19 protein-coding genes and 1 riboswitch are annotated in these 19,104 nt (G+C 71.7%); of the genes, 11 read left to right on the forward strand and 8 right to left on the reverse strand.

Annotation, left to right across the window (positions count from 1 at the left end):
* The first annotated feature begins 146 nt into the window (after window positions 1–146).
* Window positions 147–734 (forward strand): CGNR zinc finger domain-containing protein, encoded by a 588-nt coding sequence (locus tag ACFWJ4_RS27480; protein ID WP_359904503.1) that lies wholly within the window; start codon window positions 147–149, stop codon window positions 732–734.
* On the opposite strand, the gene sodX is transcribed toward ACFWJ4_RS27480, so the two are convergent.
* Window positions 731–1,093 (reverse strand): nickel-type superoxide dismutase maturation protease, encoded by a 363-nt coding sequence (sodX, locus tag ACFWJ4_RS27485; RefSeq protein WP_380548253.1) that lies wholly within the window; start codon window positions 1,091–1,093, stop codon window positions 731–733. The genes ACFWJ4_RS27480 and sodX overlap by 4 nt on opposite strands.
* 273 nt (window positions 1,094–1,366) lie before the next feature.
* Between sodX and sodN the strand changes: the two genes are divergently transcribed.
* The 8 genes from sodN (at window position 1,367) to ACFWJ4_RS27525 (ending at window position 7,799) form a co-directional block, all read left to right on the forward strand.
* Window positions 1,367–1,762, forward strand: coding sequence for a superoxide dismutase, Ni (sodN, locus tag ACFWJ4_RS27490; RefSeq protein WP_045699892.1), 396 nt, complete (start codon window positions 1,367–1,369; stop codon window positions 1,760–1,762).
* An 88-nt stretch (window positions 1,763–1,850) separates the two neighbouring features.
* A riboswitch (cobalamin riboswitch) is annotated at window positions 1,851–2,001 on the forward strand.
* A 107-nt stretch (window positions 2,002–2,108) separates the two neighbouring features.
* Complete coding sequence (locus ACFWJ4_RS27495) at window positions 2,109–3,173, forward strand: FecCD family ABC transporter permease (RefSeq protein WP_380548201.1); 1,065 nt, start codon at window positions 2,109–2,111, stop codon at window positions 3,171–3,173.
* 92 nt (window positions 3,174–3,265) lie between these two features.
* Window positions 3,266–4,009, forward strand: a complete 744-nt coding sequence (locus ACFWJ4_RS27500; RefSeq protein ID WP_380548256.1) for an ABC transporter ATP-binding protein — start codon at window positions 3,266–3,268, stop codon at window positions 4,007–4,009.
* A gap of 28 nt (window positions 4,010–4,037) precedes the next feature.
* The gene (locus tag ACFWJ4_RS27505) at window positions 4,038–5,030 is read left to right on the forward strand and encodes an ABC transporter substrate-binding protein (protein ID WP_359904511.1); all 993 of its coding nucleotides are present in this window, start codon (window positions 4,038–4,040) and stop codon (window positions 5,028–5,030) included.
* A gap of 87 nt (window positions 5,031–5,117) precedes the next feature.
* Entirely contained in the window at window positions 5,118–5,501 is a 384-nt protein-coding gene (locus tag ACFWJ4_RS27510; protein ID WP_380548204.1) for a nuclear transport factor 2 family protein, read from the forward strand.
* A gap of 10 nt (window positions 5,502–5,511) precedes the next feature.
* Window positions 5,512–5,988: a GNAT family N-acetyltransferase gene (locus ACFWJ4_RS27515; RefSeq protein WP_380548207.1), complete on the forward strand. Its 477-nt coding sequence runs from the start codon at window positions 5,512–5,514 to the stop codon at window positions 5,986–5,988.
* A gap of 188 nt (window positions 5,989–6,176) precedes the next feature.
* Complete coding sequence (locus ACFWJ4_RS27520) at window positions 6,177–6,587, forward strand: anti-sigma regulatory factor (protein ID WP_359904520.1); 411 nt, start codon at window positions 6,177–6,179, stop codon at window positions 6,585–6,587.
* A 186-nt stretch (window positions 6,588–6,773) separates the two neighbouring features.
* Window positions 6,774–7,799, forward strand: coding sequence for a SigB/SigF/SigG family RNA polymerase sigma factor (locus ACFWJ4_RS27525; protein WP_380548210.1), 1,026 nt, complete (start codon window positions 6,774–6,776; stop codon window positions 7,797–7,799).
* A 72-nt stretch (window positions 7,800–7,871) separates the two neighbouring features.
* On the opposite strand, the gene ACFWJ4_RS27530 is transcribed toward ACFWJ4_RS27525, so the two are convergent.
* Window positions 7,872–8,300 carry a hypothetical protein gene (locus ACFWJ4_RS27530; protein ID WP_380548213.1) on the reverse strand — a complete coding sequence of 143 codons (429 nt, stop codon included), beginning with the start codon at window positions 8,298–8,300 and terminating at the stop codon, window positions 7,872–7,874.
* Window positions 8,301–8,350: 50 nt separating this feature from the next.
* Here ACFWJ4_RS27530 and ACFWJ4_RS27535 point away from each other — a divergent pair, with 50 nt between their 5' ends.
* Both ACFWJ4_RS27535 and ACFWJ4_RS27540 read left to right on the forward strand, forming a co-directional pair.
* Complete coding sequence (locus ACFWJ4_RS27535; protein ID WP_359904529.1) at window positions 8,351–9,322, forward strand: diacylglycerol kinase family protein; 972 nt, start codon at window positions 8,351–8,353, stop codon at window positions 9,320–9,322.
* A gap of 368 nt (window positions 9,323–9,690) precedes the next feature.
* On the forward strand, window positions 9,691–9,942 hold the full coding sequence (locus tag ACFWJ4_RS27540; protein ID WP_014138019.1) for a WhiB family transcriptional regulator: 252 nt from the start codon (window positions 9,691–9,693) through the stop codon (window positions 9,940–9,942).
* A 570-nt stretch (window positions 9,943–10,512) separates the two neighbouring features.
* Here the strand turns inward: ACFWJ4_RS27540 and ACFWJ4_RS27545 are convergent.
* From ACFWJ4_RS27545 to ACFWJ4_RS27570, 6 genes are all read right to left on the reverse strand, one after another.
* Complete coding sequence (locus ACFWJ4_RS27545) at window positions 10,513–12,033, reverse strand: sensor histidine kinase (protein ID WP_380548215.1); 1,521 nt, start codon at window positions 12,031–12,033, stop codon at window positions 10,513–10,515.
* 477 nt (window positions 12,034–12,510) lie between these two features.
* Complete coding sequence (locus ACFWJ4_RS27550) at window positions 12,511–13,596, reverse strand: SIS domain-containing protein (RefSeq protein ID WP_380548218.1); 1,086 nt, start codon at window positions 13,594–13,596, stop codon at window positions 12,511–12,513.
* Between the two features lie 239 nt (window positions 13,597–13,835).
* Window positions 13,836–15,116, reverse strand: coding sequence for an extracellular solute-binding protein (locus tag ACFWJ4_RS27555; RefSeq protein WP_359904537.1), 1,281 nt, complete (start codon window positions 15,114–15,116; stop codon window positions 13,836–13,838).
* 456 nt (window positions 15,117–15,572) lie between these two features.
* Window positions 15,573–17,126, reverse strand: coding sequence for a glycoside hydrolase family 3 protein (locus ACFWJ4_RS27560; protein WP_359904540.1), 1,554 nt, complete (start codon window positions 17,124–17,126; stop codon window positions 15,573–15,575).
* Window positions 17,127–17,132: 6 nt separating this feature from the next.
* Window positions 17,133–17,963, reverse strand: a complete 831-nt coding sequence (locus ACFWJ4_RS27565) for a carbohydrate ABC transporter permease (protein WP_380548221.1) — start codon at window positions 17,961–17,963, stop codon at window positions 17,133–17,135.
* Window positions 17,960–18,985, reverse strand: coding sequence for a carbohydrate ABC transporter permease (locus ACFWJ4_RS27570; RefSeq protein ID WP_380548224.1), 1,026 nt, complete (start codon window positions 18,983–18,985; stop codon window positions 17,960–17,962). The genes ACFWJ4_RS27565 and ACFWJ4_RS27570 overlap by 4 nt, the downstream gene beginning before the upstream one ends.
* Between the last annotated feature and the right edge of the window lie 119 nt (window positions 18,986–19,104).

Raw genomic sequence — 19,104 nt, forward strand, 5'->3', positions numbered from 1 at the left:
TTGGCCCTGCGCCCCCTCCCCGGGCGCCCCCCCCCCCCCCCCGGCGGCCCCCCCCGACGCCCTCCCGCCAGGGAAAAGAGGCCGGAGCTCCGCCCGGGTAATAGGCTGGAGGCAGTCAGCCCGTTACCGAACCTGGAAGGACCCCTGTGGAGCTCGCCGCCTACGCCGATCTCGCCGTTCGGCTGGTGAACACCGAGGAGCCCGAGCGCGGCACCGACACGCTGACCTCCGTGGAGGCCGTGCGCGGCCTGTTCTCCGACTCCGCGCGGGCCGCCGCGCTCGCCGACGAGTCCGACCTGCCCCGGCTGCGGGCGGTACGGACCCGGCTGCGCGGGGTCTTCGAGGCCGCCGCGGAGGGGGACGAGATCCGCGGCGTCGACCTGCTGAACAGCCTGCTGATGGAGTACCCGGTCAGCCCGCTGGTCTCCGGGCACGACTACCTGGACGACGCCGGACGGCCGCGCTGGCACCTGCACCTGGCCGACAACTCCCCCACCGCCACCGCACACTTCACCGCGGTCGCCTGCATGGGCCTGGCCGTCCACCTGACCGAGCTGGGCGCCGACCGGCTCGGCATCTGCCAGGCCGCGCCCTGCCGCAACGCCTACCTGGACACCTCGACCAACCGCTCCCGCCGCTACTGCTCGGACCGCTGCGCGACCCGCGCCAACGTGGCCGCCTACCGGGCCCGCAAGCGCCAGGAGGCGGAGGCGGCGGCCCGGGGCGGGTCCTAGACGTCCTCCGCCCAGGCACCGAGCCGGCGGGCGAGGCCCGGCACCCGGGCCAGCCGCGGGGTGAGCAGCAGCCGCTCCAGCCGGCGCCCCGGCGCCAGCCAGACCGGGCTCGGGCGCAGCCGCAGCAGCACCCGGCCGAGCACCAGCTCGTCCGGCACGGCGCCGTAGCTGCGGCTGTCGCTGTCCACCGGGCGGTTGTCGGAGAGCAGCCACCAGCCCGTGGCCCGGCGCTCGGCGGCCCGCTTCACCACCAGCAGGTCCTGCTGGAAGGGGTGCCGGAAGACCACCACCGCGCCCGGCCGGATCGGCGCGCCGTAGCGGACCAGCAGCTGGTCGCCCTCGCGCAGGGTCGGGACCATCGACGGCCCCGCCACGTCGACGAGTCCGAACGGCAGCGCGCCGCCCCGGTCCGGCCCCCCGGCCCCGGCGTCCTGCGGTCGCGTGCTCCGCGCCACGACTCCTCCTCCTGCTCCGTCCGCCCCCAGTCTGCCGTACGGACCGTCACCGGTCCGATGTCCGGATTACCCCGGTTCCTGGTCCGTCTTTTGCCCTAGGCCCGCCGCCCGATCGCGAAACGGCGAGGCCGGAAGGGTAATCTCGGGCGCGGGAAGACGATCTAAGGAAGGACTCCCATGTTCTCTCGTCTGTTTGCACCTCGCGCCACCGCCCACGCCCACTGCGACCTGCCCTGCGGCGTGTACGACCCGGCACAGGCCAAGCTGGAGGCCGAGTCGGTCAAGGCCACCCAGGAGAAGTACCAGGCCAACGAGGACCCGCACTTCCGCGCCCGCGCCATCATCATCAAGGAGCAGCGCGCCGAGGCCGTCAAGCACCACATCTCGGTGCTGTGGAGCGACTACTTCAAGGCCCCGCACTTCGAGAAGTACCCGCAGCTGCACCAGCTGATCAACGACACCCTGAAGGCCGCCTCGGCCGCCAAGGCGTCCACCGACCCGGCCACCGGCCAGGCCCTGCTGGACCTGATCGCCGAGGTCGACAAGATCTTCTGGGAGACCAAGCAGGCCTGAGCCTGACGCGTCGCCACCCGACCGCCCCCGTCCGTACCACCGGACGGGGGCGGTCGCGCGTTCCCGGCCCGCCCCGGGCCGGTAAGGGTTGCCTGCCCTGAGTGGCTGTTATGCTGCCAGGGCGTCCGAGGGGGAAGTCCGGTGTGAATCCGGCGCTGACCCGCAACGGTGAGCACGGCCCGTACCAGCCCGTACGGCCCGCGCCAGCCCGATCGCCCCCGGCCGCTGAACTCCCGACAACTCGCCGCGGACTGCGAGGGGAACGGCGCCCCGGCACGCCTTCGGCCGGCGCCCGCCCCGGCGCACCCGCGGCCCGAGGCAAGGCGCACCCGTGGACCGTGCAGTCGTGGACCGTGCAGTCGGCCCGCCCACCCGTCGAATACCCGTCGTCCCGCTCGCCGCCGGCCTCGTCGCCGCCCTGCTGCTGTCACTGCTCTGCGGGGTCGCCCTCGGCTCCTCCGGACTCGGCCTGCCCCGGGTGCTGCGACTGCTGGGCGCCGGGCTGACGGGCGGACGGCTGGACGCGGGCGAGGCGGCCGCGTACGCGATCGTCTGGGAGATCCGGCTGCCGCGCACCGTGCTGGCCGCCGTCGTCGGCGCCGGACTCGCCGCCTGCGGGGTCGCCGTCCAGGCCCTGGTGCGCAACGCGCTGGCCGACCCCTTCGTGCTCGGCATCTCCTCCGGCGCGGCCGTCGGCGCCAACGCCGTCCTGCTCTTCGGCGCCTTCGCCTCGCTCGGGGTGTGGGCGATCTCCGCCTCCGCCTTCGGCTCCGCGCTGGCCGCCATGACGCTCGTCTACCTCGCCGCCCGCACCGCGTACGGGCTCACCCCGCTGCGCCTGGTGCTCACCGGCACCGCGCTGTCCTACGGCTTCTCCGCCGCCACCACCCTGATGGTCTTCGCCGCCGACCGCGGCGAGGCCGCCCGGGACGCCATGATGTGGCTGCTTGGCAGCCTCGGCGGCGCCACCTGGGGCAAGGTGCCGATCGCCGCCGTCACGGTGGTGGCCAGCCTCGCGTACCTGGCCTGCGCCGCCGGGCGGCTGGACGCGCTCGCCATGGGCGACGAGACCTCCGCCTCGCTCGGCGTGGACCCGGACCGGCTGCGCCGCGAGCTGTTCGTGGTGACCGCCGCCGTCACCGGCACCGTGGTCGCGGTCAGCGGGGCGATCGGCTTCGTCGGGCTGCTGATGCCGCACCTGGCGCGGATGCTGGTCGGCGCCGGGCACCGCCGGGTGCTGGTGATCGCGCCGCTCGCCGGGGCACTGCTGCTGGTCTGGGTGGACATCGCCTCGCGCACCCTGCTGGCACCCGCCGAACTGCCGGTCGGGGTGTTCACCGCGGTGCTCGGCGTGCCCGCCTTCCTGCTGATGATGCGCCGCCGCGGCCAGGCCCTCGGAGGAACCCGGTGACCGACGTGACCACGGCGACCGGCCCGACCGACCCGGCCGCGCCCGTCCCGGCGCGGGCCCAGGACCTCGCCGTCGACGCCGTCTCGGTCGAGCTGGCCGGCACCCGGCTGGTCCACGAGGTGAATCTGGCGGCCGCCGCCGGGCAGGTGGTCGGGCTGGTCGGCCCGAACGGCAGCGGCAAGTCGACCCTGCTGCGCTGCGTCTACCGGGTGCTGAAGCCGGCCGGCGGCGTGGTCCGGCTGGCCGGCGACGACCTGCACGCCCTGAGCGCCCGCGACACGGCCCGCCGGGTGGCCGCGCTGACCCAGGAGCACTCCGCCGAGTTCGACTTCACCGTCGCCGAGGTGGTCGCCATGGGCCGGCTGCCGCACCGCCGCGGCTTCGGCTCCCCGGCCGACGGGGACGCGGAGCGCTGCGCCGGGGCGCTGCGCAAGGTCCGGGCCGGGCACCTCGCCGAGCGCGGCTTCCTGAGCCTGTCCGGGGGCGAGAAGCAGCGGGTGCTGTTCGCCCGCGCGCTGGTCCAGGAACCGCGCCTGCTGGTGCTGGACGAACCCACCAACCACCTCGACATCGCCCACCAGTTGGAGGTGCTGGCGCTCGCCCGCGAGGCCGGCCCGACGGTGCTCACCGCGCTGCACGACCTCAACCTGGCGGCCGGCCACTGCGACCTGGTCTACGTGCTGCGGGCCGGGCGGATCGTCGCCTCCGGCCCGCCCCACGAGGTGCTCCGCCCCGCCCTGCTGGCCGAGGTGTTCGGCGTCCGCGCCACCCCGGTGCGGCACCCGGAGACCGGCGCCCTCCAGCTGCTGTTCGACCGGCTCGCCCCCTCCTCCTGACCCGTCCCGCCTGCCCAGAGGAACCACCTTGCGCACCAAGGCCGTTGCCACCGCCGCCCTGCTCGTCCTCGGACTCACCGCCTGCGGCGCCGAGATCGCCCCGAAGGAGGCCGCCACCGCCTCCGCCCACTACCCGGTGACGGTGGACAACTGCGGGCAGAAGCTCACCTTCGCGCAGAAGCCCGCCCGGGTGGTGACCAACGACGTCAACATCACCGAGCTGATGCTCTCCCTCGGCCTCGCCGACCGGATGGCCGGCTACGTGATGCCCGACGACAAGGGCCGGATCGACAAGGTGGCCTGGAAGGACGGCTACCAGCAGACCACCTGGCTCTCCAAGAAGGTGCTCACCAAGGAGATCGCCCTGGACGCCCGGGCCGACCTGGTCCTCGCCGGCTGGCACTACGGCTTCGACGAGGGCGCCGGCGTCACCCCGCAGGCCTTCAAGGCGCTCGGCGTCGACTCGTACGTGCTCAGCGAGTCCTGCCGCAGCGGCAAGGGCACCGAGCGCGGCGTGATGGACCCGCTGGAGGCCCTCTACACCGACCTGGCCAACCTCGGCGAGATCTTCGACGTCAAGGACCGCTCCGACCGGCTGATCGCGGACTTCAAGGCGCAGATCGCCGCCGTCCCGCAGCCCGAGCGCCGCCCGTCCGTCTTCCTGTACGACAGCGGGCAGGACAAGCCGTACACCGCCGGGAAGTTCGCCGCCGCCAACGAGATCATCGCCAAGGCCGGCGGGAGCAACATCATGGGCGACCTCGCCGACACCTGGGTCACGGCCGGCTGGGAGGGCGTGGTGCAGCGCGACCCGGAGGTGATCGTGATCAACGACTACGCGACGCCCGGGGCCGAGGAGAAGCGGAAGTTCCTGAAGTCCTTCCCGCCGCTGGCCAACGTCTCCGCGGTCAGGAACGACCGGATCTTCGTCATGGACTACGTCGACCTGGTGGAGAGCCCGCGCAACCCGGCCGCGGTCGGCGCGCTGGCCGAGTACCTGCGCACCGTGCCGGCCCGCTGACGGCCCCCGGTCCGCTCCTCCGGGGCGGTGGCCGCGGGCGTACGCTCAAGGTACGAGCCGACGGAACCCGACCGGAGGAGCGAGATCATGACCACGATGGCGGCCCCCGGCGCCTTCGACACCCGCGCCCTGCGCGAGGGCATCGAGCGCTGCGACGCCGAAACCCTCCTGGCGCTCTACGCGCAGGACGCCGAACTGCGCATGGTCGATCGCAAGACCCAGCCCAGCCACCCCCTGGTGATGCACGGCCGGGAGGAGATCGGCGCCATGCTGGACGACGTCTACGGCCGCGAGATGACCCACAAGCTGGAACAGGTGGTGGTCCAGGGCGACCACGCCGCCTTCCTGGAGTCCTGCCGGTACCCCGACGGCGTCCGGGTGCTGATGTCCTCGATGGCCGTGCTGCGGGACGGCCGGATCGTCGACCAGACCTCCGTCCAGGCCTGGGACGAGACGGGTCCCGAGCAGTAGGCTCACAGGCATGATCCGCACCGCCGTCGCCACCGACGTTCCCGTCATCCACGCCATGATCCGCGAACTCGCGGACTACGAGCAGGCCCTGCACGAGGCGAAGGCCACCGAGGAGCAGCTGCACGACGCCCTGTTCGGCGAGAACCCGGCCCTGTTCGGGCTGATCGCCGAGGACGACGCCACCGGTGAGCCGGTCGGCTTCGCGGTGTGGTTCCGCAACTTCTCGACCTGGCGCGGCACCCACGGGATCTACCTGGAGGACCTGTACGTCCGTCCGCAGGCGCGCGGCGGCGGCCACGGCAAGGCGCTGCTGCTGGAGCTCGCCCGGATCGCCGTCGAGCGCGGCTACTCCCGGGTCGAGTGGTCGGTCCTGGACTGGAACCAGCCCTCGATCGACTTCTACAAGGCGATCGGCGCGGTGCCGATGGACGAGTGGACGGTCTACCGGCTCACCGGCGAGGCCCTGGCCGAAGCCGGGCGGCGCTGAACGGCCGTCCGGAGACCGGCGAAAGGGTCTGCCACCCTGCGTCGCAATGCCTTACCATGAGTAACTCCCGAACCGGGGTGCGGAAGGCAGAGCGATGGTGGATGCGTGACGCCGGGCCCCCTACGGGGGTAGCAAGCGGTAACAAGCGGGGTACCAAGAAAGCACAGCGCGCCACCCAGGAGGCAAGGGTGTCCCAGATCGACGGCGATCTCGGTGTTCAGGACTTCGTGGAGGTCCGGCTGCCCGCAGCGGGGGCCTACCTCTCCGTCCTGCGAACAGCGACGGCCGGGTTGGCGGCCCGGCTGGACTTCACGCTCGACGAGATCGAGGATCTGCGGATCGCGGTCGACGAGGCCTGCGCCATCCTGCTCCAGCAGGCGGTGCCCGGGTCCGTACTGTCCTGCGAGTTCCGGCTGGTCGGCGACTCGTTGAAGGTCACCGTCTCGGCCCCGACCACCGACGGCAAGGCCCCCGAGCGGGACACCTTCGCCTGGACGGTGCTCTCCGCCCTGGCCGGCGAGGTCGACTCCTCGGTCGGCGCGGACAAGACCGTGTCGATCAGCCTGAACAAGAAGCGCGGCGGGTCCCCCGCCCACTAGCCGGGCGCCGGACCGAACCGCACGACCGAGCAGCACCGAGCACCACCCGCGCAAGGGCCGTCCGCCGCTCCCCCGACCGGGGTTCCGACGGACGGCTCCCGGTACCGCCACCCACGCGGTACGACCAACGAGACGATTCCGGGGCCACCGGCCCCGGTGCTCCCGGAACGGAACGGGGGAATGGCCGTGAGTGATCTGGACCGTACCGGCCTCGCGACGGCGGGACCTGCCGTACCGACCCAGGCGAGCGTTCCCGGCCTCGCCGCCAACGACGAAGCGCACCCGAAGGACGCCCAGCGGATGAGCCACCCCACCGAGCCGACGTCCGAGCCGACGCCTGCCTCCGTGCCCCCGCCGGACCCGACGGTCGAGACGGACCCGGCGGTCGAGACGGGCCCGGCGGCCGAGGCCGAGCCGCACAGCGCCGTGCCCGCCCAGGGCTCGCACCGCACCGGCGCCCCGGACCGGGAGGCCGCCCGCGCGCTGTTCGTCCGGCTGTCCGCACTGCCCGAGGGCTCCCCGGAGCGCGTCGAGCTGCGCAACCAGCTGGTGCGGATGCACATCCCGCTGGTCGAGCACCTGGCCCGGCGCTTCCGCAACCGGGGCGAGCCGCTGGACGACCTGACCCAGGTCGCCACCATCGGCCTGATCAAGTCCGTGGACCGCTTCGACCACGAGCGCGGGGTCGAGTTCTCCACCTACGCGACGCCGACCATCGTCGGGGAGATCAAGCGGCACTTCCGCGACAAGGGCTGGGCGGTGCGGGTCCCGCGCCGCCTCCAGGAGCTGCGGCTGTCGCTCACCACGGCGACCAGCGAGCTCTCCCAGCGGCACGGCCGCTCCCCCACGGTGCACGAGCTGGCCGAGCACCTGGGGATCTCGGAGGAGGACGTCCTGGAGGGCCTGGAGTCCGCCAACGCGTACTCCACGCTCTCGCTGGACGTGCCGGACAGCGACGACGAGTCGCCGGCCGTCGCGGACACCCTGGGCGCGACCGACGAGGCGCTGGAGGGCGTCGAGTACCGCGAGTCGCTCAAGCCGCTGCTGGCCCAACTGCCGCCCCGGGAGCAGAAGATCCTGGTGCTGCGGTTCTTCCGGAACATGACCCAGTCGCAGATCGCCGCCGAGGTGGGGATCTCCCAGATGCACGTGTCCCGGCTGCTCGCCCGGACCTTGGCCCAGCTGCGGGAGAAGCTCCTGGTGGAGGAGTAGGACTGACGGCCGCTCAGCTCCGGCTCGGCGGCCGTCCGATCCCCTGCCCTGCGACCCCGGCCCTGTGCGCCCCTAGTTCTCGGACGGGGCGTACAGGGCCGCCGTCGACTTCGGGTTCAGCAGGCAGCCGATGCCCACCAGGCCGAGCACGCCGATCAGCACGCCGAACGCGATCGCCGTGCCGCCGCTCTCGAACATGTAGTAGGCGACCGGCAGGCAGATCGAGTTGGTCAGCACCGCCGGGCTGCGGCCCCAGCGGCGCTCCTTGAGCAGTGCGAGGGCGGCCAGCACCGGCAGCACGCCGAGCAGCACGATGACCGCTCCGCCGAACTCGTTGAGGGCCAGTTGCTTGGCCTGGCCGGACAGTGCGGCCACCATGTCCAGGACGCCGACGACGGCCAGCGCGATGCCCTCCAGGGCCGTGATGGCGGCGCCCAGGGTCAGGGAGGCCGGTCGGCCGGCGCCGGCCGTGGGTGCGGGTGCGGAGGTTTCTGCGGTCACTCCAGCAGGGTAGCCGCCGGTCGGTCCGTACCGACCCGTAGGCTTTCCCCATGCGCGCTCTCCTGGTCGTGAACCACAAGGCCACCACCACCAGTGGCCGGACCAGGGACGTCCTGATCCACGCCCTGCGCAGCGATCTCAAGCTGGAGGTCGCCGAGACCCAGTACCGGGGCCACGCGCGCGACCTGGCCCGCGGGGCGGCGGAGGACGGCACGGTCGACCTGGTGGTGGCGCTGGGCGGGGACGGCACCGTCAACGAGGTGGTGAACGGGCTGCTGGCGCACGGCCCGGGCGAGAAGGTCCCGCGACTGGCCGTGGTGCCGGGCGGTTCGACCAATGTGTTCGCCCGCGCGCTGGGCCTGCCCAACGACCCGGTCGAGGCGACCGGCGCCCTGCTGGACGCGCTGGAGCACGGCCGGGAGCGGCCGATCGGGCTGGGCAAGGCGATGACCGACGGTCTGCCGGACCGCTGGTTCACCTTCACCGCCGGCCTCGGCTTCGACGCCGGCGTGGTCGGCCGGGTCGAGGAGCAGCGCCGGGCCGGGCGCAAGTCCACCCACGCCCTGTACGTCGGCCAGGCCCTGCGGCACTACTTCACCCAGCGTGAGCAGCGCCGCTCCGGCCCGATCTCCCTGGAAATGCCGGGCCGCGAGCGGGTTCCGGGCCTGGTGCTGTCGATAGTCAGCAACACCTCGCCCTGGACCTTCCTCGGCAACCGGCCGGTCTACCCCTCACCGCTCGCCTCCTTCGACACGGATCTGGACGTCTTCGGCATCACCCGGATGACGGCGTTCGGCACGGCTCGAACGGTCCGTCAGATCCTGCGGTCGTACGCGCCTTCGGGTGACGGCGCCCCTCCGATGGGCCCTTCCGGGAAGCACGTCGTCTCCTATCACGACGTCAGACACTTCACCTTGGTTTCGGAGGAACCGGCGCCGTTCCAGGTCGACGGGGACCATCTTGGAGACAGGAGTCGCGTCAGTTTCACAGGCGTACGGCGGGCACTGCGTGTGATTGTGTGACTGGAAGGGGGGTTCCTCCTTCTTCTCGAACGCACAAGCCCCCTTCACTCCATAGAAGTACTGGCTGTGAGCTAGGCGACACCGAAGAATCCAAAATTCCTCCCCGAAGGGGGTTGTATCCGAGCCTGAGGTTTGCGAACCTCTACATGGCGATCGGGACACATCGCAGCGACGGCAACTCCGGAACCACAGGAGCGCCGACCGCGGGGTGTCCCTCGAATCGCCGAATCCCCCCAGCACAGACCACCCGGGCCCGACGGGCCTTTGGTCTCTTTTGCTGTTGCGGGATTCGTGAAAGCGTTCACATTCACAAGCCATTCGATTGTGCCGATCGGGCCACCCCCCGCGGCAGGAGGAGTTGGACGACCATGGACTGGCGCCACCGCGCTGTCTGCCGCGAAGAGGACCCGGAGCTGTTCTTCCCGATCGGGAACACCGGTCCTGCTCTGCTGCAGATCGAGGAAGCCAAGGCCGTGTGCCGCCGCTGTCCGGTGATGGAGCAGTGCCTCCAGTGGGCGCTCGAGACCGGCCAGGACGCCGGCGTCTGGGGCGGCATGAGCGAGGACGAGCGTCGCGCGATGAAGCGCCGCGCCGCCCGCAACCGGGCCCGCACCGCCTGATCGCCCAGCGATCACACGCCGTAGCACCAGCAGTGACCGCAGTACCGATCGACACATGATCAAAGGCTTCCCTGCACCTCCTGGTGAAGCCTTCCGCACAAAGGACCTTGCCCTGCCGGGTCCCGCGACACCGGACCCGCCCAGACACTTGATACTGTTCACTGAGAGCAATATCGTGGAGCTGTGGCGCTCACCGTGTGCAACGCACCGGCGAGGTGTCGCACCACCCAGAGCCCCCGCTCCGGCCGACTCCCCCCGACGGCCGGAACGGGTTGAGAGGCCCTGTCGACCCACCCCCCCCGGTCGACAGGGCCTCGTTTCTGTTTCCGCACCCCGGTCGGGCACGCCGGTCGCGCGCCCCGGCTCGGCGCTCCGGTCGGGCGCCCCGGCTCGGCGTCCCGGTTGCGCGTCCGGCCCCACGCCCTGGTTCCGCACTCCGGAGCGCGGAGCGCGGACCCGGCGCTTGATCCGAGCACGCGCCCCCGCCACACACCTTCGCGCGTGTCCGTACGCCTTCGCGCCACGGATTCCCGGCGGGATCCCGCCGGACCGGGCCTGGCGCACCGGGCCTCAGCGGACCGGGATCTCCAGGATCACCTTGGTCCCGCCGTCCGGGCCGGCCACCATGTCGAAGGTGCCGCCCAGCTCACCGGTGGCCAGCGTCCGGACGATCTGCAGCCCGAGGTTGCCCGCCGTCTTCGGGTCGAAGCCCTCCGGCATGCCGCGGCCGTCGTCCTGCACCGTGATCAGCAGGTACTCCTCCGGCCGGGCGCCGCCGTTCCAGCTCTCCGACCAGCCCGCGCCGGTCGCCGGCGCCCGCCCGCGCAGGGCACTGACCTCCAGGTTCCCGGAGGCGGTCGGTCCGAACGCGTGTTCAAGGGCGTTCTGGAGCAGCTCGGTCAGCACCATCGACAGCGGGGTGGCCACCTCGGCGGACAGGATGCCGAAGCTGCCGGTGCGCCGGGTCGCCACCCGGCCGTCCTGGGACAGCTCCATCACCATCGCCAGCACCCGGTCGGCGATCTCGTCGAAGGCCACCTTCTCGTCCAGCGCCTGGGAGAGCGTCTCGTGCACGATCGCGATCGAGCCGACCCGGCGCACCGCCTCGTCCAGTGCGGCCCGGCCGGACTCCGACTCCATCCGGCGGGACTGCAGCCGCAGCAGGGCCGCGACGGTCTGGAGGTTGTTCTTCACCCGGTGGTGGATCTCCCGGATGGTGGCGTCCTTGGTCATCAGCTCGCGGTCGCGGCGGCGCAGCTCGGTGACGTCCCGGCAGAGCACCAGCGAACCGGTCAGGGTGCCCTTGGGCTTGAGCGGGATCGCCCGCAGGGTCACCACTCCCCCCTGCGCCTCCACCTCGGTCTGCCGGGGCGCCCAGCCGCTCGCCAGCTTCACCAGCGCCTCGTGGACGGCCGAGCGGGACGGCGGGGCGAGATCGGCGGTGGCCCGGCCGAGGTGGCTGCCGACCAGGTCGGTGGTGAGGCCGAGGCGGTGGTAGGCGGAGAGGGCGTTGGGGCTGGCGTAGGTGACGACGCCGTCCGCGTCCAGCCGGATCAGGCCGTCGCCGACCCGGGGCGCGGCGTCCATGTCGGCCTGCTCGACGTTGGGGTAGGGGAAGGAGCCGGCCGCGATCATCTGGGCCAGGTCGGAGGCGCTCTGGAGGTAGGTGAGCTCCAGCCGGCTCGGGGTCCGCACGGTCAGCAGGTTGGTGTTGCGCGCGATCACGCCCAGCACCTTGCCCTCGCGCCGGACCGGGATCGACTCGACCCGGACCGGGACCTCCTCGCGCCACTCCGGGTCGCCCTCGCGCACGATCCGGCCCTCGTCGAAGGCGGCGTCCAGCAGCGGACGGCGGCCGCGCGGGACGAGGTGGCCGACCATGTCGTCCTGGTAGGAGGTGGGCCCGGTGTTGGGCCGCATCTGCGCCACCGAGACGTAGCGGATGCCGTCCCAGGTGGGGATCCACAGCACCAGGTCGGCGAAGGAGAGGTCGGAGAGCAGCTGCCACTCCGAGACCAGGTGGTGGAGCCATTCCACATCGGCCCCGGTGAGGGTGGTGTGGCGGCGGACGAGTTCGTTCAGCGAGGGCACATGGCGAGGGTAGCGCCGCCGGTCCGGGCGGGGCGCGGCGGACCGGTGGGCAGGGCCCCGCGGGGCCCTGCCGCACGCCCTTCAGCACGCCCTGTCGCGCGCCCTGCCGTGCACCCTCCTGCGCACCCTCCCGTGCACCCTCCGGAGTTGTTTAGACCAATTTTCCGAGAGGCCTGGACAACCGAGATTGGTCTAGTCCACAATGAAAGAGCACCAAGGAGAGGCCCCCGCGCAACTGCCCTGACCGCGCGCGGCCCCTCCTCGGTCGGACGCCGACGATCGAGGACCCCGCACAGTTCTCGACCGGATCCGGTGCCCGACGACAGCTCCGGGCTGCGGTGCCGCATGGGTTGAGGGTCCCGTGTCGGCGCCGTGGCCCGTAGTGTTTTCGGCCCCCCTGAACCACGTCCGGCCGCTCAACGATCCGGCCCCGGTCCACAGCCTGTGGACCGGGGCCGGATCGCGTCCGCGGGGGACCTACCTGGTCTCGGTGACCTTCGCCAGGGCGCGCGGGGCGTCCGGGTCCTGGCCGCGGGCGATGGTGATCTCGTAGGCCAGCAGCTGCAGCGGCAGGATCTCCAGGATCGGCTGCACCTCCTCCGGCACGCCGGCCGGCAGCGCGAAGCCCGCCGAGGCGGCCTCCACCTGCGCCTGCTGGCCGACCACCATCAGGTCCGCGCCGCGCCCGCGCAGCCGGTCCAGCACCGGCTGAAGGGCCTCGCCGCCCTTGCCGTCCGGGACGATCGCGATGACCGGCGAGACGTTGTCCACCATGGCCAGCGGGCCGTGCAGCAGGTCGGCTCCGGAGAACGGGGTGGCCGGGATGTAGGTGGTCTCCATCAGCTTGAGCGCCGCCTCGCGGGCGGTCGGGTAGCCGTAGCCGCGCGAGGTGATGACCAGGCGCTGGGCGAAGCGGTAGCGCTCGGCCAGCGCCTTCACCTCCGCCCTGCGGGCCAGCACCCCGGCGGCCAGGCCCGGCAGCTCCTCGGCGGCCGAGCCTCCCCCGGCCCTCGGCCGGGAGTACCCCCATGCCTCCGCGAGGCCCTCGACCAGCAGGTAGAGCGCCAGCAGTTCGGCGGTGTAGGTCTTGGTGGCCGGCAGCGCCTTCTCCGGGCCGGCCAGCACGTCGATGTGGAACTCGGAGACCTCGGCCAGCGGCGAGGCGGCGTTGTTGGTCACCGCGAGCGTGATGGCGCCGGCCTCGCGGGCCGCCTTGGTGGAGGCCACCAGGTCGGGCGAGCCGCCGGACTGGCTGACGGTGACGACCAGGACGTCGGTGAGGTCCGGCTTGGCGCCGTACGCGGTGGTGGTGGACATCGAGGTCAGGCCGGCCGGCTTGCCGAGCAGGATCTCGATCAGGTACTTGGCGTACAGCGCGGCGTTGTCGGACGTGCCGCGCGCGGTGAGCAGGACGAAGCGCGGGTTGCGGGCGGCGATCTGCGCGGCGACCTCGCGGATCTTCGGGGCGCCCTCGTCGAGGATGCGCCGGAGGACGGCCGGCTGCTCGGCCATCTCCGCCGCCATGATCCGGCCGGGGACGGGAACAGTCTGCGGGTCGGACATCTGGGTCTGCCTCCGATGAGACGGTTCGACCCCGCTCGGGCGGCTGCCCGGCGGGGACCTCCACGGCGGCGAGTCCGCACACTCGCTGCGGTCCTTCGTGCGGCAATCCTACGGTCGCACCTGCCGCCGGGCACCTCCGTCCGCACGCCCGCGCGCACCCGGCGTGCCCTGGCGGCGCACGCCCGCGGCACGCGCCCGCACGGTCGGGAGGGGCGCGTGGCCGCGGGCGCGACGGAAGGTCAGGACGCCTTGTTGATCAGCTGGTCGATCGCGGCGTCGGCCTCCTTGGTGGCCTGGTCCACCGACTTGCCCTTGAGGATCGCGGTCAGCATGTCCGGGATGACCTTCTGCTTCTCGACCGCGGCCCAGCCGGGGGCCAGCGGGGTGAACCAGGCGTCCGGGACGGCGTTGGCCGCGGCGGCGGTGGTCGGCTTGTTCTTCAGCGGGTTCAGCTGGGTCAGGTTGTTCGGCAGGATGTCCTTGTCGGCCAGCGCCTGCTCGGACTTGGTGCTGGTGAACATCCGGATCCAGTCGGTGGCCAGCGCCACCTGCTGGGACTTGGCGGTGACAGCGAGGTCGGAGCCGCCGATGAAGGTCGGCAGCGGCTTGCCGTCGGGGCCGGGCATGGTGGCCACCTTGACGGCGTCCTTGAGGCTCGGGTCGCCGGTGACCGGGGCGGTGACGCTGGCCGCCTCGTAGCCGTTGCCGTAGAAGGACGCGGCGTGCCCGCGGGCCATCGACTCGAACTGGTTCTGCTCGTTCACCGTCAGGTCGCCCTTGTTGTACTTGCGCACCAGGTCGACGAAGTGGCTGACGCCCTGCTGGGACTTGGGGTCGTGCAGGGTGCCGTGCCAGTTGCCGGAGCTGTCGAACTTGGCGATGCTGCCGCCGTACGCGGCCACGTAGCTCATCGCGGCGTACCAGTACGGGCCGGGCAGGTAGAGCGGGGAGTAGGTCTTGTCGGCCTTGTTGCGGTCCGCGACCTTGTCCAGCGCGGCCAGCAGGTCCGCCTCGGTCTTCGGGAAGTCGGCGCTGCCGGTGGCCTGCTGGAAGGCGGCGGAGTTGTAGATGGCGACCCGGGAGCCGGCGTAGTAGGGCACGCACCAGAGCTTGTCCTGGTAGGTGCAGGTGTTGGCGAGCGCCTTGATCCAGCTGTCGGAGTTGTCGAAGGTGCTGCGGTCCACCGGGGCCAGCGCGCCGGAGAGCACGTACTTCATGGTCTCGGTGTTGCCCAGCTCGACCACGTCGGGGGCGTTGCCGTCGGCGATGGCCTTGTCGAGCTTGCCCACCTTGTCGGCCCAGCCCTGGTACACGAGCTTGAGGCTGACGTTCGGGTACCTCGCCGCGAACTCGTCGTTGACCCGCTGGACCAGGTCCGGCCAGTTCTTCTGGGCGTCGTCCATCAGCCAGACGGTGACGGTGCCGCCGGCGGCCTTCGGGTCCGCGGAGCCGCCCGCGCCGCTGTCGCCCGCCGGCTTCGCGGTCGAGGAACAGGCCGTCAGGCCGACTGCCAGTGCCATGGTCCCGAGCGTCGAGATGAGCTGACGCTTCTTCACGCCGTCCTCCGAGGGTTGTAGAGCCGTCTTGCCCGCCGGCAGCGTGATTGGCGCCCGCGGCGGAGAGTCCGGACAGGGGGCGGCGAAGAGCTTCGGGGTGGGCCGATACCACATCCGGCGAGGTTGAATCTCGAACCGGATGACTGGACTCTGGCCTAGACCATAGGTGGTGTCAACGACCAAAAGCCCTCCTTGGGACGGCCGTTGCAGAGCTGTTGTACCGCGTGGCCGCCAGTTGTCGTTCCGTCACCCTAAGTGGGCCTTAAGGTGGATTTAAGGCCCACTTGAGGGAACACGGTCACTCGGCGAACCCGCAGGTCAACGCCGGGGAAACGGAACGGGCCCGCCATGCGACATGCGCATGACGGGCCCGTGGGCCGACGCCCACCGGACACGGCCGGTGACGTCTCGTCGAACGGTTCAGCCGATCGCTCCCGGCTGCCCGGTGAGGACCTCCACGGCCGCCAGTCCGCAGACCCGGGCGGCGCCGTGGGTGGCGATGTGGAGCGCCCCGACCGGCTCGGACTGGGGCAGGCCCATCTCGACCACGGCGGCGTCCGGCCGGGCCGCCACCAGACGGCCCAGCGCGGCGGCCATCCACCCGTGCCGGTGCGCGTCGCGGACCACCAGCACCAGGCGGCGGCCCTCGGCGGCGGCCAGCACCTCGTCGACCAGCGCGTCCAGCAGCTCCGGCGCGGCGTCGGCCGCCGACACCTCGCGGGTGCGGGTGCCGGGGAAGCGGTCGGCCAGCATGCCCGCCACACCCCACGGGGTGACGTCGCCGACGGCGATGTTCGGCTCGTCCGAGAACGAGGCCACGTACGGGCGCTCGCTCACCGGCGGCACGGTCAGGCCCGGCGCCCGGACCACCCTGAGCGCCCGGCGCGCGGCCCGCAGACCGACCGCCAGGTCCGGCTCGACCCGCTCGCCCTGGGCCGCGATCCGGCCCCAGCTGCCCAGCGCCCGCACCCGCGCGGCCGCGTCCGCCAGCCGCTCCTCGGCGAGCCGGCCGGAGCGCACGCCCGCCACGATGGCGTCGCGCAGCATCAGCACGGTCTCCTCGTCGGCGAGCCCGCCGCCGACGCAGATCGCGTCCGCGCCGGCCGCCAGGGCCAGCACGGTGCCCTCGCCCATCCCGAAGGTGTCGGCGATGGCGCCCATCTCGATCGCGTCGCTGACGATCAGGCCCTGGTAGCCGAGGCCGCCGTCGGCCGGGGCCGCGCGCAGCAGGTCGCGCAGCACGGCCGGGCTCAGGGTGGCGGGCAGCTTCGGGTCCAGCGCCGGGATCATGATGTGGGCGGTCATCACGGCCTTGGTGCCGGCCGCGATCGCCGCCTGGAACGGGATCAGGTCACGGGCCCGCAGCACGTCCAGGTCGACGTCGATGACGGGCAGCCCGTGGTGCGAGTCCACCGCGGTGTCGCCGTGGCCGGGGAAGTGCTTGGAGCAGGCGGCCACGCCGGCCGACTGCAGGCCCTCCACCCAGGCGGCGGTGTGCCGGGCACACAGCTCGGGGTCGGCGCCGAAGGAGCGGACCCCGATGACCGGGTTGCGCGGGTTGGAGTTGACGTCCGCGGTGGGCGCCCAGTTGTAGTTGACGCCGGCCGCGGCCAGCGCCCGGCCCAGCTCGCGGGCGACGTCCCGGGTCAGCGCCGGGTCGTCGATCGCGCCGAGCGCGAGGTTGCCGGGCCAGGACGAGCCGGAGCCCGCCTCCAGCCGGGTGACGTCGCCGCTCTCCTCGTCGATCGCGATCAGCAGGTCGGGGTTCTCGGCGCGCAGCGCACCGGTGAGCGCGGACAGCTGGTCGAGGTCGACCACGTTGCGGTCGAACAGCGCGACCGAGCCGAGGCCCGCGGCGAGGTGGCGGCGCAGCCACTCCGGCGGCTCGGTGCCGACGAAGCCGGGCTGGAGGACGGTCAGGGCGTCACGGTGCAGCTGGTCGCTGTCCGGCACGGTGGGAACGAGGATGCTCACGTTGACTCAGCCCTTCACTGCGCCGTCGGTCAGTCCGTTGACCGCCTTGCGCTGCAGGAAGATGAACAGGATCAGGATCGGCACGGCGAAGAGGGTGGACGCGGCCATGGTCGCGCCCCAGTCGGTGCCGAACGCGGTCTGGAACGAGGAGAGCCAGACCGGGAGGGTCTGCGCCGTCTCGTTCTTGTTCAACATGTTGACCAGCGGGAACTCGTTCCACGCGGTGATGAAGCCGAACAGCGAGGTCGACATCAGGCCGGGGGCGAGCAGCGGGAAGATCACCTTCACGAAGGCCTGGGTGCGGGTGCAGCCGTCCACCATGGCCGACTCCTCCAGCTCCTTGGGCACGGCGGCGATGAAGCCGCGCAGCGTCCAGATCGTGAAGGGCAGCACCATCATCAGGTAGAAGGCGGTCAGCGGCACCAGGCTGTTGAGCATCTCGTTGTCGCGGACGATCAGGTAGGCCGCGATGATCATGACCTCCCAGGGCGCCATCTGGGCGGCCATCACGACCAGGACGAAGCCCTTGCGGCCGCGGAAGCGCATCCGGGCGATCGCGAAGGCGGCCAGGGTGGCGATCACCAGCGAGCCGAGCACCGCGCCGACGGTGACGATCAGGCTGTTGCTGACGTACGTCCAAAAGTTCGGGACGTGCACGGCCCGGTCGAAGTGCTCGAACGTGCCGTTCAGCGGCAGGAAGACGGGGTCCCGGCTGACGATGTCCTTGTTCTGCTTGAACGCGGTCGAGAACATCCAGTAGACGGGGAAGATGAAGAAGACGAAGAGGACGACCGCGATCAGGTTCGGCCAGGTGCGTCCGATGAGCGAGCGCCTCACAGCTCGTCCTCCTGCTTGAGAATGATGCGGAAGTAGTAGGCCATCAGCGCGCCCAGCATCACGATGGTGAGCACCGCGATCGCGGAGCCGACACCGAAGTGCTGCGACCCGATGCCTTCGAGGAAGGCGTGCACCGGCAGGGTGCGGGTCAGGCCGTTCGGTCCGCCCTTGTTGATCAGGTAGACCTGGGTGAAGGCCTTGAACACCCAGATGACCTCCAGGAAGGTCGTGGCCAGGAGGAAGGGCTTCATGATCGGGTAGATCACCGAGGTCCAGATCTTGCCCGAGCCGGCGCCGTCCATCCGGGCGGCCTCGTAGAGCTCCTTGGGGATCGTGGTCAGGCCCGCGTACATGTTGAACGCCACGAACGGGACCGACTGCCACACGATCAGCAGGATGATCACGAAGAAGGTGGAGTACTGGCCGCTGGTCCAGTTGAAGTGGGCCATGGCGTGCCAGCCCAGCTTGTCCAGGAACCAGTTGACGACACCGAAGTTCTGGTCGAAGAGCCAGGTGTAGACGGTGGTCGCGGCGACCACCGGCATCGCCCAGGCCAGCAGCAGGCCGACCGAGAGCAGCAGCCGCATCCGCTTGCCGAGGGTGTTGAGCAGCAGGCCGACCAGCGTGCCGAACACCATGATCAGCACGACGTTGACCAGCGTGAAGACCACCGTGCGCAGGGTGATCGACCAGAACTCCGAACTACCCAGCTGATCGGTGTAGTTGGAGAAGCCCGTCCACTCGGTCAGGTGCTGGATGAACTGCCGCCTGTTGAGGTTCTGGGCCGAGACGACCACCGTCTCGATCAGCGGCCAGACCAGCAGGACGAGGGTCGCCGCGATGGCCGGCAGCAGCAGTAGGTAGGGGGCGAACCTGGAGGCCGCACTGGGCCCGTCCGACGGTCTGCCGCTCCTCCTCGGGGTGCGCTCGGCACCGGGGGTGGTGGACTTGTCTGTCGACGCCACCACGGAATTCGTTGGTTCCGGGGACTGTGTCTGCACCCGTTCCGACTGCGCAGCCATCGTTCTCTCTTCCTTGCAAACCCGACCACGACGGAAGGCGTGGGGGCCCCGCCCCCCCCCCCCGGCCCGGGGGGGACCCCCCCCGGCTGCGCTAAATGTTGTGGGTGTGTGACGTAGGG

The organism is Kitasatospora sp. NPDC127067, assembly GCF_042724755.1.
GTDB lineage: Bacteria > Actinomycetota > Actinomycetes > Streptomycetales > Streptomycetaceae > Kitasatospora > Kitasatospora lactacystinica.

Coding starts and splice junctions, on each gene's coding strand:
- sodX (WP_380548253.1), bottom strand. CDS start 1,093: ATGGTCCCGACCCTGCGCGAGGGCGACCAGCTGCTGGTCCGCTACGGC.
- sodN (WP_045699892.1), top strand. CDS start 1,367: ATGTTCTCTCGTCTGTTTGCACCTCGCGCCACCGCCCACGCCCACTGC.
- ACFWJ4_RS27510 (WP_380548204.1), top strand. CDS start 5,118: ATGACCACGATGGCGGCCCCCGGCGCCTTCGACACCCGCGCCCTGCGC.
- ACFWJ4_RS27515 (WP_380548207.1), top strand. CDS start 5,512: ATGATCCGCACCGCCGTCGCCACCGACGTTCCCGTCATCCACGCCATG.
- ACFWJ4_RS27535 (WP_359904529.1), top strand. CDS start 8,351: ATGCGCGCTCTCCTGGTCGTGAACCACAAGGCCACCACCACCAGTGGC.
- ACFWJ4_RS27540 (WP_014138019.1), top strand. CDS start 9,691: ATGGACTGGCGCCACCGCGCTGTCTGCCGCGAAGAGGACCCGGAGCTG.
- ACFWJ4_RS27550 (WP_380548218.1), bottom strand. CDS start 13,596: ATGTCCGACCCGCAGACTGTTCCCGTCCCCGGCCGGATCATGGCGGCG.
- ACFWJ4_RS27555 (WP_359904537.1), bottom strand. CDS start 15,116: ATGGCACTGGCAGTCGGCCTGACGGCCTGTTCCTCGACCGCGAAGCCG.
- ACFWJ4_RS27570 (WP_380548224.1), bottom strand. CDS start 18,985: ATGGCTGCGCAGTCGGAACGGGTGCAGACACAGTCCCCGGAACCAACG.